13 protein-coding genes are annotated in these 15,965 nt (G+C 60.2%); 7 read left to right on the top strand and 6 right to left on the bottom strand.

Annotated features, from left to right (window positions below; translation table 11 throughout):
• Positions 1-153: 153 nt before the first annotated feature.
• The 7 genes from J4E00_RS16135 (at position 154) to ilvA (ending at position 8,909) form a co-directional block, all read left to right on the top strand.
• Positions 154-1,041 (top strand): branched-chain amino acid transaminase, encoded by an 888-nt coding sequence (locus J4E00_RS16135; RefSeq protein ID WP_208176213.1) that lies wholly within the window; start codon positions 154-156, stop codon positions 1,039-1,041.
• Between the two features lie 149 nt (positions 1,042-1,190).
• Entirely contained in the window at positions 1,191-2,915 is a 1,725-nt protein-coding gene (gene ilvD, locus J4E00_RS16140; protein ID WP_208176214.1) for a dihydroxy-acid dehydratase, read from the top strand.
• A 196-nt stretch (positions 2,916-3,111) separates the two neighbouring features.
• On the top strand, positions 3,112-4,818 hold the full coding sequence (gene ilvB, locus J4E00_RS16145) for a biosynthetic-type acetolactate synthase large subunit (protein ID WP_208176305.1): 1,707 nt from the start codon (positions 3,112-3,114) through the stop codon (positions 4,816-4,818).
• A 142-nt stretch (positions 4,819-4,960) separates the two neighbouring features.
• A complete protein-coding gene (gene ilvN / locus J4E00_RS16150; RefSeq protein WP_208176215.1) occupies positions 4,961-5,563 on the top strand; it encodes an acetolactate synthase small subunit in 603 nt (200 codons plus the stop codon).
• 93 nt (positions 5,564-5,656) lie between these two features.
• Positions 5,657-6,721 (top strand): ketol-acid reductoisomerase, encoded by a 1,065-nt coding sequence (ilvC, locus tag J4E00_RS16155; RefSeq protein ID WP_208176216.1) that lies wholly within the window; start codon positions 5,657-5,659, stop codon positions 6,719-6,721.
• Positions 6,722-6,839: 118 nt separating this feature from the next.
• Positions 6,840-7,595 (top strand): methyltransferase domain-containing protein, encoded by a 756-nt coding sequence (locus tag J4E00_RS16160; RefSeq protein ID WP_208176217.1) that lies wholly within the window; start codon positions 6,840-6,842, stop codon positions 7,593-7,595.
• A 42-nt stretch (positions 7,596-7,637) separates the two neighbouring features.
• Positions 7,638-8,909, top strand: coding sequence for a threonine ammonia-lyase IlvA (ilvA, locus tag J4E00_RS16165; protein WP_208176218.1), 1,272 nt, complete (start codon positions 7,638-7,640; stop codon positions 8,907-8,909).
• Positions 8,910-8,914: 5 nt separating this feature from the next.
• Here ilvA and J4E00_RS16170 read toward each other — a convergent pair whose 3' ends face one another.
• The 6 genes from J4E00_RS16170 to J4E00_RS16195 all read right to left on the bottom strand — a co-directional run bounded on the left by J4E00_RS16170 (position 8,915) and on the right by J4E00_RS16195 (position 15,950).
• Positions 8,915-9,943, bottom strand: coding sequence for a YeiH family protein (locus J4E00_RS16170; RefSeq protein ID WP_317196637.1), 1,029 nt, complete (start codon positions 9,941-9,943; stop codon positions 8,915-8,917).
• Positions 9,944-10,032: 89 nt separating this feature from the next.
• The gene (locus J4E00_RS16175; protein WP_208176219.1) at positions 10,033-10,938 is read right to left on the bottom strand and encodes a LysR family transcriptional regulator; all 906 of its coding nucleotides are present in this window, start codon (positions 10,936-10,938) and stop codon (positions 10,033-10,035) included.
• An 88-nt stretch (positions 10,939-11,026) separates the two neighbouring features.
• On the bottom strand, positions 11,027-11,860 hold the full coding sequence (locus J4E00_RS16180) for a family 16 glycosylhydrolase (RefSeq protein ID WP_208176220.1): 834 nt from the start codon (positions 11,858-11,860) through the stop codon (positions 11,027-11,029).
• Positions 11,861-12,083: 223 nt separating this feature from the next.
• Complete coding sequence (locus tag J4E00_RS16185; protein WP_208176221.1) at positions 12,084-12,947, bottom strand: family 16 glycosylhydrolase; 864 nt, start codon at positions 12,945-12,947, stop codon at positions 12,084-12,086.
• Between the two features lie 64 nt (positions 12,948-13,011).
• Positions 13,012-14,307 (bottom strand): PKD domain-containing protein, encoded by a 1,296-nt coding sequence (locus tag J4E00_RS16190; protein ID WP_208176222.1) that lies wholly within the window; start codon positions 14,305-14,307, stop codon positions 13,012-13,014.
• Positions 14,308-14,432: 125 nt separating this feature from the next.
• The gene (locus J4E00_RS16195; protein WP_208176223.1) at positions 14,433-15,950 is read right to left on the bottom strand and encodes a RagB/SusD family nutrient uptake outer membrane protein; all 1,518 of its coding nucleotides are present in this window, start codon (positions 15,948-15,950) and stop codon (positions 14,433-14,435) included.
• Positions 15,951-15,965 lie beyond the last annotated feature (15 nt).

A 15,965-nucleotide genomic window follows, 5' to 3' on the forward strand; every position in this document is an offset into this window, starting at 1 on the left:
CTTTAGCCTAGTCATTAAGGTCATTACTCCTTGCCCGGCGGGCGTTTAGGAATAGCTTTTTGTGGTCAAGCAAAAGCCTTTCTAAGCCCCGCGCTGAGAAAGGCTTTTTTTATCGATTTTTCTCTCCCTTCTCTCTTTCAAGTTTTAACACGCATGTATTTCAATTCCGACACCCTGGCTTTTGTGGATGGTGAGTTCGTGAAAGCCGATGAGGCCCAGGTGGGTGCTTATGCCCAGTCGCTGCATTATGGCTACGCTGTTTTCGAGGGCATCCGGTCGTACGCGACGCCCAGCGGCACCCAAATTTTCAAAGCGCAGGAGCACTACGAGCGCCTGCATTACTCGTGCCGCAGCATCGGCTTGCCCTTCAACTACTCGGTGGAGGAACTGACGGATATCACCTACCAGCTGCTGGAAAAGAACAACTTGTCCGACGCCTACATCCGCCCCCTGGTGTACGCCGCCACCCCCAACATGACCCTGAAGCACGCGACCAGCAGCAACCTGCTCATTGCCGTGTGGGACTGGGGCAAGTACCTCGGCGACCAGAGCCTGCGCCTCACCATCTCGCCTTACCAGCGCCCCAACCCCAACGCCGTACCCATCGAAGCCAAAGTGTCGGGTCACTACGTCAACTCCATCATTGCCAGCTCGGAAGCTAAAGGCCGAGGCTATGATGAAGCCCTGCTCTTGGATATGAACGGCTACGTGGCCGAAGGCCCGGGCGCCAACTTCTTCTTCGAGAAAAACGGCGAGCTGTTCACCGCTCCCAAAGGCAGCATCCTGCGCGGCATCACCCGCAACACCATAATTGACCTGGCCCGCGAGGCTGGCATCAGCGTGACGGAGAAGTTCTTCACCCCCGACGAGCTGCAAGGCGCTACCGGGGCCTTTTACACCGGCACGGCCGCCGAAGTCGTGGGCATCGCCGCTATTGACGAGCTGGAGTTCAGCACGCCATTCGCCGAAACGCTAGGCGCCCAGCTGGCCGAGCGTTACCGGGCGCTGGTGACCGGCGTGGCGGTAGCGCAGCCGGCCTAGGGGCGGGACCTCACCCCCTGACCCCCTCTCCCGCAGAGAGGGGGCACCGGCCCGGCGCTTGCGTCTGGCTCCCCTCTCCGCGGGAGAGGGGCCGGGGGTGAGGTCCCGGCGTCAGGCGGTATGACATACGATTTTAAAACAACCCCACCATGATTCTCAATAAATACAGCCGCATTTACACCCAGGACGACAGCTTGCCGGCCTCGCAGGCCATGCTCATCGGCTCGGGCTTGTCGGATGCGGACTTGCGCAAGCCGTTCGTGGGCATCTGCTCCACCGGCTTCGAGGGCAACACCTGCAACATGCACCTTGATGCGCTGGCCGACGGCGTGAAGATTGGCGTGCAGGCGCAGGGGCTGGTGGGGCTGCGCTTCAACACCATCGGGGTGAGCGACGGCATCACGAACGGCACACCGGGTATGCGGTTTTCGCTGGTGTCGCGCGAGATTATTGCCGACTCGATTGAGGCGATGGCGGGGGCGCACAACTACGACGCCGTGGCTACCGTGGTGGGCTGCGACAAGAACATGCCCGGCGCGCTCATCGCCATGGCCCGCCTCAACCGGCCGAGCCTGATGGTGTACGGCGGCACCATCAAGGGCGGCACCTTTAAGGGGCAGCAGCTCAACATCGTGTCGTGCTTCGAGGCATACGGGAAGAAGCTGCAAGGGCAGATTTCGGACGAGGACTACAGCGGCATCATCCACAACGCTTGCCCAGGGCCAGGAGCTTGCGGCGGCATGTACACGGCCAATACCATGGCCGCCGCCATTGAGGCGCTGGGCATGAGCGTACCGTTCTCGTCGTCGCTGCCAGCCGTGAGCACCGAGAAAAACCAGGAATGCCTCGACGCCGGGGCCTACCTGCGCCTACTGCTGGAGCGCGACATCAAGCCCCGCGACATTCTGGTGCGAGCAGCGTTCGAGAACGCGCTGGTGGTGGTGACGGTGCTGGGCGGCTCGACCAACGCAGTGCTGCACCTCATTGCTATTGCCCACGCGGCCGGCGTGAAGCTGACGATGGAGGACTTTCAGGCCGTGAGCAACCGCGTACCGGTGCTGGCCGACCTCAAGCCCAGCGGCAAATACCTCATGGAAGACCTCTCGGCCCTGGGCGGCGTGCCCGCCGTGATGCGCACTCTGCTCGATGCCGGCCTGCTCCACGGCGACCTGCTGACGGTGACCGGCCGCACCCTGGCCGAAAACCTGGCCGACGTGCTGCCGCTGGGGGCTGAGCAGGACTTGCTGCGCCCGCTCAGCAATCCCATCAAGGCCGATGGACACATTCAGATTCTGTATGGCAACCTGGCCCCCAAGGGCGCGGTGGCGAAAATCACAGGCAAGGAAGGGCTGCGGTTTGAAGGGCCAGCCATCGTATTCGACTCTGAGGAGGCGCTGAACGAAGGCATTACGCAGGGGGAAATCAAGGCCGGGCAGGTGGTCGTAATTCGCTACGTGGGGCCAAAAGGCGGGCCAGGAATGCCGGAAATGCTCAAGCCGACTTCGGCCATTATCGGGGCCGGGCTGGGCGACAAAGTGGCCCTGATTACAGACGGACGCTTTTCGGGCGGCACCCACGGCTTCGTGGTAGGCCACGTTTGCCCCGAGGCCTATGACGGTGGGGCCATCGCGCTGGTCGAAAACGGCGACTGGATTGTGCTGGACGCTGCCACTAACACCATCGATATTAAAATGGACCCCGCTCTGCTGGAACTGCGCCGCCGCGAGTGGCAGCGCCCACGCCCCAACGTGCGCCAGGGCGTGCTGCTGAAATACATCCGCACCGTGAGCGACGCCAGCCACGGCTGCATCACTGATTTAGAGGAAGAAGCGGTAACGGCTCCAACGGCCGCCCACGTCAACCTCACCCCCTGACCCCCTCTCCAAAAAAGAGGGGGCACCGGACCGGCGCCGACGTGAATTATCAGGCTCCCCTCTCCTTGGGAGAGGGGCGGGGGTGAGGTCCCGCCAGCCGCGTCATTCCAACTGATTTTAGCTCAACACCATGTTAAACAACGAGCCAACTACCATCGCCGAGCCGGAAGCGTTAGCTGCCGCCGCGCCATCAGATATGGAAGAAGCCCTTGCCCCAAACGCTACCGGGGCGGTGGCCGTGCTGAACATCTTGCTGGCCGAGGGGGTGGACACGATTTTCGGCTATCCGGGCGGAGCCATTATCCCGATTTATGATGCGCTCTACGACTTCAAAGACCAGCTGAACCATGTGCTGGTGCGGCACGAGCAGGGCGGCATCCACGCGGCGCAGGGCTATGCGCGGGCGTCGGGCCGGGTTGGGGTGGTGTTCGCCACCAGCGGACCCGGCGCTACCAATCTTGTAACCGGCTTGGCCGATGCGCAGATTGACAGCACGCCGCTGGTGTGCATCACGGGGCAGGTGTTCGCGCACTTGCTGGGCACCGATGCCTTCCAGGAAACCGACATCATCAATATTACGACACCGGTTACCAAGTGGAACTACCAGGTAACCAAAGCCGAGGAAATTCCGGAGGCGCTGGCGAAGGCGTTTTACATTGCTCGTAGCGGCCGGCCCGGTCCGGTGCTGATTGACATCACCAAGAATGCCCAGCTTCAGCCGTTCCACTTTGCGCCGTACAAGCCCTGCACTCATATCCGCAGCTACCGCCCAAAGCCCATCGTGCGGACTGAGTATTTGCAGCAGGCGGCGGCGCTCATCAATCAGGCCCAGCGGCCGTTTGTGCTCTGGGGGCAGGGCGTGATTCTGGGCGCGGCCGAGCAGGAGTTCAAGGCGTTTATTGAGAAGAGCGGCATTCCGGCCGCCTGGACCATTCTGGGAGCCGGCGCGCTGCCTACCAACCACCCGCTGAACGTGGGCATGCTGGGCATGCACGGCAACTATGGCCCCAACGTACTCACCAACGAGTGCGACGTGCTCATTGCCATTGGCATGCGTTTCGACGACCGGGTAACGGGCCGCCTCGACAAGTACGCCCGCCAGGCCCAGATTATTCATCTCGATATCGACCCGACTGAAATCGGCAAGAACGTGACCACTGCCGTGCCCGTGTGGGGCGACTGTAAGGAAACCCTGCCCTTGCTCACGGCGCTGGTAGAAGCGAAAAGCCACTCCGAATGGCACCAACGCTTCCAGGGCTACATGGCCGAGGAAGTGGACGCAGTGATAAAAGACGAGCTGTTTCCGACCGGCGAAGAACTGACTATGGGGGAGGTGCTGCAACAGCTCAACGAGCTGACGCAGGGGGAAGCGGTTATTGTGACTGACGTGGGCCAGCATCAGATGGTGGCTTGCCGCTACGCTCGGTTCAACCACTCGCGCAGCAACATTACCAGCGGCGGGCTGGGCACGATGGGCTTTGCGCTGCCGGCGGCCATCGGGGCCAAGTTTGGGGCAGCCGAGCGGCCAGTAGTGGCCATCATTGGCGACGGTGGCATTCAGATGACCATCCAAGAGTTGGGCACCATCATGCAGACTGGCGTCGATGTGAAAATCATCATTCTCAACAACCGTTTTCTAGGGATGGTCCGGCAGTGGCAGGAGCTGTTTCACACCCGCCGCTACTCCTTCGTCGACATTGCCAGCCCCGATTATGTGACCGTTGCCAGCGGCTACCACATTGCCGGCCAGCGCGTGGAGGCGCGGGAAGACCTGGCTTATGGGCTGCGGCAGATGCTGGAGCACCCCGGCTCTTTCCTGCTGGAAGTGATGGTAGCAAAGGAAAACAACATCTTCCCCATGGTGCCGCAAGGATGCAGCGTGGCAGAAATCCGGCTGCGGTAGAACGATAAATAAACGTCATGCTGAGCGCAGTCGAAGCATCTCGCGTGTGGTAGTAATCAAAATCTTGGAACGATTGAGTTAGTGGTGTCAAGCGAGATGCTTCGACTGCGCTCAGCATGACGTTCTAATAAAACCGTCAACCATGTCCCACCAACCAGACCGCCAGGAATATAACATCACGGCCTACACCGAAAACCAGGTGGGTTTGCTCAACCGCATTGCCATCATTTTCTCGCGCCGCAAAATCAACATCGAGAGCCTGAACGTGTCGCCTTCCGAGATTGAGGGCATCCACCGCTTCAACATCGTGATTACGGAAACGGAGGATGTGGTGAGCAAGCTGGCCGGGCAGATTGAAAAACAGGTGGAGGTGCTGAAAGTATACTACAACACCAACGCCGACGTCATCTGGCAGGAAATGGCCCTCTACAAAGTGCCCACCGATGTCATTGCCGAAAAGGCCTCCGTGGAGCGCTTGTTGCGCGAAAATGGGGCCCGCGCCGTGGTCATCCGCAAGGATTACACGGTGTTTGAAACGACCGGCCACCGCGAGGAAACCGACGCGCTGATTGCCGTTTTGCAGCCCTACGGCCTCATCGAATTCGTGCGCAGCGCCCGCATCGCCATTATCAAAGGCAGCAACGGATTCAACAGCAAGCTGCGTGAGTTTGAGCGCCGCGAGCCCGGCGAGGACGTGGCCGAAAACGAATTTCTGAACAGCCGCGACGCGGTGTTTACGATGTGATGTAGCGCGGACTTTGTAGTCCGCGACCTGAACGATTTTTCAACCATGCGCGGACTCGCAGAGCCCACGCTACAACCCAAACCCCCAATCCCTATGGCACAAATCAATTTCGGCGGCGTAGATGAAACCGTTGTAACCCGCGACGAATTCCCCCTTGACAAGTCACTGGAATACCTGAAAGATGACACCATTGCCGTTATTGGCTACGGCGTGCAGGGACCGGGCCAGGCCCTGAACATGCGCGACAACGGCTTCAACGTCATCGTGGGGCAGCGCCAGGGCACGCCCTCCTGGGACCGCGCTATCCGAGACGGTTGGGTGGAGGGCGAAACGCTATTTTCGCTGGAAGAGGCGGCCGAGCGTGGCACCATCGTGTGCAACCTGCTGAGCGATGCCGGCCAGATTGCCTTGTGGCCCATGCTCAAAAGCAAGCTCACGCCCGGCAAAACCCTGTACTTCTCGCATGGTTTCGGCATCACGTTCAACGACCAGACCAACATCATCCCGCCCGCCGACGTGGATGTGATTCTGGTGGCGCCCAAGGGCAGCGGCACCAGCCTGCGCCGCCTGTTTCTGGCCGGCGGCGGGCTGAACTCGTCATTTGCCGTGTACCAGGATGCCAGCGGCAAAGCCTGGGAGAAAGCCATTGCCATGGGCATCGGCGTGGGCTCGGGCTACCTGTTCGAAACCGACTTTAAGAAGGAAGTATATTCCGACCTCACCGGCGAGCGTGGTGTGCTGATGGGCGCCCTGGCCGGTATCATCGAAGCCCAGTACCAGGTGCTGCGCCAGCGCGGCCACTCGCCCTCCGAAGCCTTCAACGAAACCGTGGAAGAGCTCACCCAAAGCCTCGTGCCGTTGGTGGGCGAAAACGGCATGGACTGGATGTTTGCCAACTGTTCGGTAACCGCCCAGCGCGGCGCCCTCGACTGGAAAGGTAAGTTCCGCGAAGCCACCCTGCCGGTCCTCAACGAGTTGTACGACAGCGTGGCCAGCGGCGAAGAAGCCCGTCGCACCATCGAGCGCGGTACCACCCCCAACTACCGCCAGGAACTGGAAGCTGAGCTGCAGGAAGTACGTGATTCGGAACTGTGGGCCACTGGCGCGACCGTGCGCCAGCTGCGCTCCAAAGCAGCCGAAAAAGTGGAAGCGGTGTAGTAGAGCCGCAACACTTCGCGTCTCCTCGTTGAGCAATGTTTCTGAACGACCCGGGACGTCATGCCGAGCGTAGCCGAGGCATGACGTCCCTTTTTCGCAATCGACAAAGCCCAATTTTATGCAATGGAACGCGGATTCTTACACGCAAAAGCATGCTTTCGTTTTTGAATACGGAGCCGGCCTGGTTGACTTGCTCGCTCCCAAACCGGGCGAGCTAATTCTAGACCTAGGCTGTGGCTCGGGCGAATTAGCGCAGGAAATTGCGAATTACGGTGCGCAAGTGGTCGGCTTGGATGCCTCGGCGGATATGCTCGCCAAAGCCCGCCAGCAATTCCCAAACCTCGATTGCCGATTGGGCGATGCGGCTAGCTTTGAGTTGCCGGAGCGCTTCGATGCCATCTTCTCCAACGCCGCATTGCATTGGGTGCCTGACGCTGAAGGGGCCATCCGGCAGATGCACCGGCACCTGAAACCAGGCGGCCGACTGGTGGCCGAAATGGGCGGCCAAGGCAATGTAGGCCAGATTGTGGCGGCGGTATTGCGCCAGCTTCAGCAGCGAGGCTACGCCTTGACCGAGTTCGGGTGGTGGTATTTCCCTTCTGTAGGCGAGTATGCCATGCTACTTGAAAAGCAAGGCTTCCGGGTACGCTTGGCCCTGCACTTCGACCGACCTACCGCGCTGTCCGACCCCGAAACCGGCCTTATAGATTGGATTGAGCAGTTCGGTGACCAGTTTTTTGCCGGTGTGCATGCAGCTGATAAAGCCGAAATCCTGGCCGCTGTTGATGCCGAGCTACGGCCGGTGCTATGGCGGAATGGGCAGTGGTTGGCCGATTACAAGCGCCTGCGCATCGTGGCTGAAAAGCCCGCGTGAGACACCCCGCATCACTGTCTGCTACTTTATAACCTAACATCCATGACGCCAGACCTGACAACAGCTGCTCCTGTGGTTTCCCTGAAAAACGTGGAGCAGGCGGCGCATAACCTCAAAGACGTTATCTACAAGACGCCTCTGCTGCAAAACCACGGCCTGTCGCGGCACTACGATGCCACTGTGCTGCTGAAGCGCGAAGACTTGCAAGTGGTGCGCTCCTACAAGATTCGGGGCGCTTACCACAAGATGAGCACGTTGCCGCCCATTGCCGGGGAGCGCGAAATTGTGTGTGCCAGCGCTGGTAACCACGCCCAGGGTGTGGCCTACGCCTGCCAGCTGCTGGGGCTGAAAGGCTACATCTTCATGCCCGCCCAAACGCCGGCCCAGAAGGTGGACAAGGTGCGCCTCTTCGGGAAGCAGTTTGTGGAAGTGGTGCTAACCGGCGCCAGCTTCGACGACTCATTCCGCGCCGCCAAGGCGTTTGGCGACGAGCGGGGCAGCACCTTCATCCATCCCTTCGACGACCTGGCCATTGTGGAGGGGCAGGCCACCGTGGGGCTGGAGATTCTGAAAGCTTCCACCGCGCCCATCGACTACTGCTTTATGCCCATCGGCGGCGGCGGGCTGGCCTCGGGTGTAGCCAGCGTGTTCCGGCTGTTGAGCCCTGCCACCAAGCTCATTGGCGTGCAGCCGTTGGGTGCGCCGTCCATGCACAATGCCATCCAGAACCAGCAGCACGCGGCGCTGGCCAGCATCGACAGCTTTGTGGATGGGGCGGCAGTGAAGTGCCCCGGCCAGCTCACGTACGCGCTGTGCCGCGAGTTGCTCGACGAAGTAGTGCTGGTGCCCGAGGGGCAGGTGTGCCTCGACTTGCTGAAGATGTACAACGAGGAGGGCATTGTGCTGGAACCAGCCGGCACGCTCACCATCTCAGCCCTGCACCAGTTTGCCGACCGCATTGCAGGCAAAACCGTGGTGTGCGTGGTCAGCGGCTCCAACAACGACATCACCCGGATGGAGGACATCAAGGAGCGGGCCGCCAAGTACCAGGGCCTGAAGCACTACTTCATGGTGAATTTCAACCAAGCCCCCGGCGCCCTCCGCCGCTTCGTAAACCAGGTACTGGCCGAGGGTGACGACATCATTCACTTTCAGTACATCAAGAAGAACAATAAGGAAAAAGGCCCCGTTTTCATCGGCATTGAAGTGAAGCAGCCTCTGGACGTGGACGCTATCAAAAGCAGAATGGGGGAGGAGGGATTCAGTTTTGAGTACCTGAACGGCCAGCCCGATTTCCTGGCGCTACTGGTGTAGCACCTCTACACCGTGTGTAGAATGACGTAGAGCGAAGCGCTCGAAATCACCAGCCACAGCAACACGCCCAACAGGTAGGGCCGCGCGCCCACTGAGCGCACCGTTTTGGCTGACAAGCCCGCGCCGATAAAGAATAGGGTGACCGTAAGGCCAATTTTTGCCAGCTTCACTGCAATGGGGCCTAGTGGCTGCAAGGCAGGCACGTAGGTATTCAGCAGCATGGCGGCGATGAAGCCGAAGATGAAATAAGGGATTTTGACCTTCACGCCCTTCTGCTTGAACAGCAGCGCAGTGCCAATGCTGATGGGGATAATCCAGAGGGCGCGGGCCAACTTGATGGTGGTGGCCACCTGCAGGGCCTGGTCGCCATAGACCTTGGCCGCGCCTACCACCGAGGAGGTATCGTGGATGGCAATGGCGCACCACAAGCCGAACTGGTTTTGTGTCATGGCCAGGGCGTGGCCGATGGGTGGAAAAGCAAACAGGGCCAGCGCATTCAGCACGAATACCGTACCTAGCGCAACCGACATTTCCTCGTCCTTGGCCCGCATCACCGGCCCTACGGCCGCGATGGCGCTGCCCCCGCAAATGGCAGTGCCGCACGAAATCAAGTGCGTTACCTGCCGCCCCAGTCCCAGCCAGCGGCCGGCAAAATATCCCAGAATCAGGGTGCCGAAAATGGAAACGACCGTGAACAGAATGCCCTCCCGGCCGGCCTGCACGGCGGCGTGAGCATTCATTCCGAACCCCAGGCCCACCACCGAGTATTGCAGGAGCTTGGCCGTAGCTGCCTTGGTTTGGCTGGCGAAGGGATTGCCCAGCGTTTGAGCCAGTACCAATCCCAGCGCCAGCGCCACCGGCGGCGACGCCCACGGCGTGAGGCAGAACAACAGTAGTAGCCCGAACACCACTTGGCGCAGCGTAACGGCGCGGCCGAATACGAAGTGCTGCGTATGGAAATGGCGAAAACAGCCGGCTGCCTCGGGTGCGGCAGCCGGCTGTTGGGCAGGAGGATTGAGGGTGGGTAAGGGCACGGGGAAGAGCAAATAACTACCCCAAACCTACGATATTGCCTCCTGTTTGTGTAATCGAAAAAGGTTATCCAGAATTACTAAAAGTTATATCAGGGCTTGAGTTGGGCTTGAGCAAAGCTTAGAAACCGTTGCGCCGCCCGTGCCAGCGGCTGGCCCTGCACCCACACGGCTTCAAATTGCCGAGACAGATGCAGGCCCTCAATTGGCACCACTTCCAGCTGCCCACCGGCCAGTTCCCGCGCCAGCGCCCGGCGCGATACGAAGCCTAGCGCTCCGGGTGCAGCTTCCAGGTAGCCTTTGATGGCTTCGGTATTATCGAAATAGAAGGCTACGCGCAACGAGTTGAGGTTGACTTTAAGTTCGCGCAATGCAAATTCCAGCACTTCCAAGGTGCCGGAGCCTCGCTCGCGCAGCACCAGCGGATACATCAGGGCTTCGGCCAGGGGCACAGGGGTGAGGGGCGGGCCGGCAGGGGTGGCGCGGCGCACGGCTACCAGCTCGTCGGGCAAGAGCAGTTCGTAGTGTAGGTCGCGGCTTTTCGAGCGGCCTTCCACGAAGCCCAGGTCCAGCTTGCCGTGTAGCAGGGCTTCGGCAATGTGCTCCGAATTGGCGTTGGCGAGCGTGAGCTGCACGTTGGGATAGCGGGCCTGGAAGGTGGGCAGCAGGCCCGGCAGCACGTACTGGCAGATAGTAGTACTGGCTCCCAAGCGCAGACGACCGGCGGCCTCGTCGGGGTCGCGCAGGGCCAGGAGCTGGTCGGCGAGTTGCTGGGTGGATGCGGCCACAGCCTCGGCGTGGCTTTGCAGCAGGCGGCCGGCTTCGGTAAGGGTCACGCGGTTGCCGCGCCGTGCCAGCAGGCGCTGGCCATAGTGCTTTTCAAGCTCATGAATGTGCTTGGTGACGGCGGGCTGCGTTACAAACAGTTCTTGGGCCGCTTTTGTGAAGCTCAGGTGCCGGGCCACGGCTTCGAACACGCGCAAACGGAAATCAGACATGGCGTAAAGTACGGCGTGCCGCTACTAAACGCATCAGGCCCCACCGGCTTGAATCCGGTGGGGCCTGACATGGCTGGCGCAATCTGGCTTAGCCCTTTTTCATCTCGTAAAAGCGCACATAGTCCACCACCATTTGCTGAGGGAAGGCGGACTCATCCACGCCTTTCAGGCCACCCCACTCGCCGCCCACAGCCACGTTTAGCAGCAGGTGGAAGGCTTTATCCCAGGGCCAGGTTTCCCAGCCGGTGCCTTCGTTGCGGTGGGCGAAGTAAAGCTGGCCGTCAATCTGAGCCGTAATAGTTTCGGGGGTCCATTCCATCGAATACACGTGGAAGGCGTTGGCATCGGGTACCTTGGTAATACCAGTTTTCTGGGTGTTGGTGCGGAAGTAGTATGCCTTGCAGTGCGTAGTGGCATGAATCACGTTGGGGTCGTACCCTACGTGCTCCATGATGTCGATTTCGCCGTTGTCGGGCCAGCTTTTGTTGCCGTAGGTGTTTTGCTCAGGCAGCATCCAGATGGCGGGCCAGGTGCCCCGGGCCACCGGAATCTTAGCCCGAATCTCGAAGCGGCCATACAACTGACTACCGCCTTTGCCCCGCGAAACCAAACGGGCCGAGGTGTAGTCGTTGCCGGCCATCAGGGCTTCCTTGCGGGCCTCCACAATCAGGTTGCCGCCTTCTACGCGGGCATTTTCGCGTCGCTTCTTCGTATAGTATTGCAACTCCTTATTGCCCCAGCCGTGGCCGCCTACATCGTAAGTCCACTTCGTCGAGTCGGGCAAGCCGGTGTAATTGAACTCATCGCTCCAGGTTAGCTTTTTAAACGTGTAGCCTGCCTTGTCAGCTGCTGGGGCCGCTGGTGTGTCGGCACTAAATACGCTGCTCAGCAGCAGGAAGCCAGAGAGGAGAGTTGAAATCATAAGGTGAGGGAGGAGACTGTTGTGCAGCAGGCGGCGAAGAAGCGCGCGTGGGAGCAATAACTGGCAATCAGTAAATATCGTTGTGGTGGAGCGACGTACCCATCGGGGGTAGCCACACCCGGCACTCACAAGCCGGGCGTAGCCACCGCCCTATCCGGCCGGTATAAATTTGTTCCCACCAATTTCCCAGCCGGAATAACGAGGTACTGGGTGCTTTGCCGCCTTATTTGTATTGGAAGTGCTTCACGTAGTCCACCAGCATTTCCTGGGGGAAAGTGGTGCCGGCGTCGGGGTTGCCATCAAAATCGCCGCCCACCGCCACGTTCAGAATCATGAAAAACGGGTTGTTGAATGGATAAGGATTAGAGCCGGCATCGGCACTGGTGAAGGTGAAATACTGCACCCCGTCAATGAAAAAGCGGATTTGGTCTTTGCTGCGCACCGCCGAGTAAATGTGAAAATCAGTAGACAAGTCGGTCGGCCGCAATGATGTAGTGCCAACCAACACGCGGGTTGGGTTGCCGAAGTGCATCGTGGAGAGCAACTCATTGGGCCGGCTGCCGCGCAGCTCCATGATGTCGATTTCGCCACACTTGGGCCAGTTATTCTGGTCGATGTCGGCCCCAAGCATCCAGATGGCGGGCCAGATACCCTTGCCCTTCGGCAGCTTGGCGCGGATGTCGGTACGGCCGAACACGAACGTCTGCTTGCCCTTGGAGAGAAGACGGGCCGAGGTGTAGGCATTATTGCCCGACTGCTCGCGGCGGGCCACAATGGTCAGGTTGCCGCCACTCACGAAGGCGTTGTTGTTAGAGTTGGTGTAAGCCTGCAACTCGTTGTTGCCCCAGCCGCCGCCGCCCAGGTCGTAGCCCCATTTGGCTTGGTCGATGGCACCACCGTTGAACTCGTCGCTCCACACCAGCTCGGTGTATTGGCTGTAGTCGCGGGCATCGGCGTTTACTTCCGTCGAGGTGATTGGGGGGGCAACGGGCGGCGCCGATTTCTTCTCGGTGCAGCCGGCCAGGCTCAGGGCCAGCACGAAGCCAGCCCCGGTCCATTGGCGAAATGGGGAAAATGAGTTTTTCATGAATAAGTCAAGCAAATGGACTCCAGCATGGTTCACTAGAGGTATGGTAATTAGTAGGATATACCTACTTAACCACCAGTTTCATTGTGAAAATAGTGCCTGCCGTCGAGCTGCCTGCCCGAAGTACCATGTGCTGATTGTCGATGGAAATGATGCGGTACACGCGGTCCGGCGCATCGGTAATGCCGATGAACGGGGACGGCGTAGCGGGTGCCAGCTCAAACTGCGCAATGCCTGCGCCGGTGGCCGCCCCAAACGTGAAGGACGTAGTCACGTTGCGCGGAGCCTGGCAGCCGCCACTGCTACCAGCCACGAAAGTTTCGGCCAGCGCGTTGTACTGGTAAGTATTGGCCATGGTGAACGTGAATTCATCGTCGGCCTGGCAGGGGGGCAGGCTACCGGCCAGCCCACCGGCGTAGTAGCCCGTGGGGTCGGCGTCGCTGGGACCCACCACAATGGTGGCTGCCATCGTGTTGTCCAGCTTCCAGGTGCGGGTAGAGCCGCCGGTCAGGAACTGCTTGGCCTGGTCCACTGCCGAGAGTTGCGGCGTGTAGGTAACCACTGTTTTGGTGCCGTTGGGGTTGGTGCCACTCAGGCGCAGGCGGGTGGCGGTGGCCTCCAGAATGTCGTAGGTTTTGTTCACCACCGAGTCGGAAAGACCGATGAACGACTTGTTGGTAGTCAGAATAATCTGGCCCAGCGTGCCCGCCACGGGCTTGTAGATGAAGCTGGAGCTGGCCGCCCGGGCCGTTCCACAGGTGTTGGTGGCGGTGGAATACGTCTGCCCGGTTACCCCGCCGGCATCGTAGCCATAAGCATAGTTGCTGCCGAAGGAGAACTGGTCGTCGAGCAGGCAGGCGGGCAGCTGGGTGCCGGTAGCCGGCAGCGAGCTAACCACCGTAGTGCCGTTGGCGGCGTAGGTGATGATGGCACCGGGCTGGTTGGAAATGGTCCAGGAAGCAGCTCCGGTGCCGCTGCAGGCCGTCAGGAACGAGAAGCCGGCGTTGTCGCAGGCCGAGGGAATGACCACACTTTTCTGCTGTGTGGGGCTGGTGCCACCACGGCCGGCAGCCGTAAGCTTCACCTGGTAGGTGCCGGCGCGCTGGTAGGGGTGCACCACATCGGTGCCCTTGCCAAGGCCAGAGTTGTCACCGAAATCCCACTGGTAGATGAAACCGTCCTGGCTATTGTTTTTGAAGCTAACCCGCACTGGAAACTGCGAAGCATCAACCGTCGACGAGAAATCGGCGACCGGCACGGGGCCTTCCAGGGTATTATCGTCGCCTTCCTTTTTGCAGGAGGCTAGCAACAGCGGGGCCGTGAGGAGGCCCAGGGCTGCGGCGCGTACTATATTTTTCATGGGAATTCTGCGAGAGAGTTGAGGTTAAGGATTAACGGTTCGTGATTAACGGTTAATAGGCAGTGCTTGCTAAAGCAGCATCCCGACAGGCATTAATCACGAACCGTTACTCATTAATCATTCTATTAATAGCCAGGATTTTGGGTGAGATTGGGGTTCACGTCACGCTCCGACTGTGGAATGGGGAGCACCACGTTGAATGGCTTCACGCCTTTGGCAATGAGCTGAGGCGAGGTGAGCAACTCACCGGTGCGCTTCATGTCGAACCAGCGGTCCATCTCGAAGGCCAGCTCGTATTTGCGCTCACGCCACACCCGGGTTTTGAAGTCGGTAACGGAGATGCCGGCTTGGATATCGTGCGTGCCGGGTGTGTCCAGCGCTTCGCCAAAAGCACGGCGGCGCACCCGATTGATGGCGGCCAGGCCCTCGGTAGTCGGCCCCACGGCCTCGGCCAGAATGAGGTAGGCTTCGGCCAGGCGCATAACGGCAATGTTCAGCGGCGAATCCCAGATGTTGGACAGGGCTTTATCAGTGTAAAACTTGCGTACGTTGTAGCCGTTGGGCGAGCCGGGCAGGAAGGCCGGCTGCGTGCGGCCATCGGGGTACACGTCGCCGGGCTTCCAGATGGTGGCTTCGCGGCGTGTATCGCCCGCCTCATAGCCGGCCACGAAATCGGGCTCGGGCACGTTGAAACCGTAGCCGCCCTGGGGCGTGATGCCCATGCCGCGCGGGCCCATAAATTCGTTGCCGCTCCAGCCGGGCCCGTCCTGCGTGTACTGGTTGCGACCAGCAATAAAGCCCACCTCAAACAGCGACTCCTTGCCGTGCTCGTTGGTCACCTTGAAGTTGTCGGCGTAGTTGGCCCACAGGTCGCGGCCGCTCACCGGGGTGCCGGTTACGCCGCTGGCGGGTGCCACCAGCGCGCGCGCCTGCGCAGCGGCTTCGGTCATCTTGTTTTCGGTGAGGTATACCTTGGCCAGCAGGCCCGTAGCTGCCCACTTGGTAGCGCGGCCCAGGTTGTCGCCGGTGTAAGAGGGGGGCAGTTTGGTAATGGCGTCGCGCAGGTCGCTTTCAATCAGGGTATAGATTTGGGCGGCCGGGCTGCGTGGAATGTTCACTTCAGCCAGCGTGGTGGGCGGCACCGTTATCAGGGGCACGTCGCCATAGGCCCGCACTAGGTCGAAGTAGTATTTGGCGCGTAGAAATTCGGCCTCGCCAATGCACCGCGACTGGATAGCCGGGTCGATGGACATCTTCGGTACCTTCTGCAACACAATGTTGGCCGTGCCGATGCCTACGTAGCAGCTGCCCCACAGGCGGCTGGTGAGTGGGTTGGTGGCCGGAATGTTAAAGAAATCGAGCTGCTGCTGCTCAATGCCGTCGCCGCCGCCACCGCCGCCGGTGGTGCTTAGGTCCGAGCCAATATCGCCAATACCCCACAGGGATGAATTGTACTGGCCCAGCGTGCCCAGTTGGCTATAAACCGCGGTGGTTGCCTGAATGGCGTCGGTTTCGGTCTTGTAAAAGTTAGCGTCCGTAACCTGGTCGCTTGGGCTTTCATCCAGAAATTTCTTGCCGCAGCCCGAGAGCAGGGTGAGGGTGAGCGCTGCCGCGCCGAAAGTATATTTTGTGATGGTAAACATCTTCTTAGTCGTAAA

The sequence above is a fragment of the Hymenobacter negativus genome (genome assembly GCF_017571495.1).
Classification (GTDB): domain Bacteria; phylum Bacteroidota; class Bacteroidia; order Cytophagales; family Hymenobacteraceae; genus Hymenobacter; species Hymenobacter negativus.

What these genes read in the sequence shown, in the direction of transcription:
- ilvC (WP_208176216.1), top strand. Translation starts at nt 5,657, where the DNA reads ATGGCACAAATCAATTTCGGCGGCGTAGATGAAACCGTTGTAACCCGC.
- J4E00_RS16180 (WP_208176220.1), bottom strand. Translation starts at nt 11,860, where the DNA reads ATGATTTCAACTCTCCTCTCTGGCTTCCTGCTGCTGAGCAGCGTATTT.
- J4E00_RS16195 (WP_208176223.1), bottom strand. Translation starts at nt 15,950, where the DNA reads ATGTTTACCATCACAAAATATACTTTCGGCGCGGCAGCGCTCACCCTC.
- ilvN (WP_208176215.1), top strand. Translation starts at nt 4,961, where the DNA reads ATGTCCCACCAACCAGACCGCCAGGAATATAACATCACGGCCTACACC.
- J4E00_RS16190 (WP_208176222.1), bottom strand. Translation starts at nt 14,307, where the DNA reads ATGAAAAATATAGTACGCGCCGCAGCCCTGGGCCTCCTCACGGCCCCG.
- ilvA (WP_208176218.1), top strand. Translation starts at nt 7,638, where the DNA reads ATGACGCCAGACCTGACAACAGCTGCTCCTGTGGTTTCCCTGAAAAAC.
- J4E00_RS16160 (WP_208176217.1), top strand. Translation starts at nt 6,840, where the DNA reads ATGCAATGGAACGCGGATTCTTACACGCAAAAGCATGCTTTCGTTTTT.
- J4E00_RS16135 (WP_208176213.1), top strand. Translation starts at nt 154, where the DNA reads ATGTATTTCAATTCCGACACCCTGGCTTTTGTGGATGGTGAGTTCGTG.
- ilvB (WP_208176305.1), top strand. Translation starts at nt 3,112, where the DNA reads ATGGAAGAAGCCCTTGCCCCAAACGCTACCGGGGCGGTGGCCGTGCTG.
- J4E00_RS16185 (WP_208176221.1), bottom strand. Translation starts at nt 12,947, where the DNA reads ATGAAAAACTCATTTTCCCCATTTCGCCAATGGACCGGGGCTGGCTTC.
- J4E00_RS16175 (WP_208176219.1), bottom strand. Translation starts at nt 10,938, where the DNA reads ATGTCTGATTTCCGTTTGCGCGTGTTCGAAGCCGTGGCCCGGCACCTG.
- ilvD (WP_208176214.1), top strand. Translation starts at nt 1,191, where the DNA reads ATGATTCTCAATAAATACAGCCGCATTTACACCCAGGACGACAGCTTG.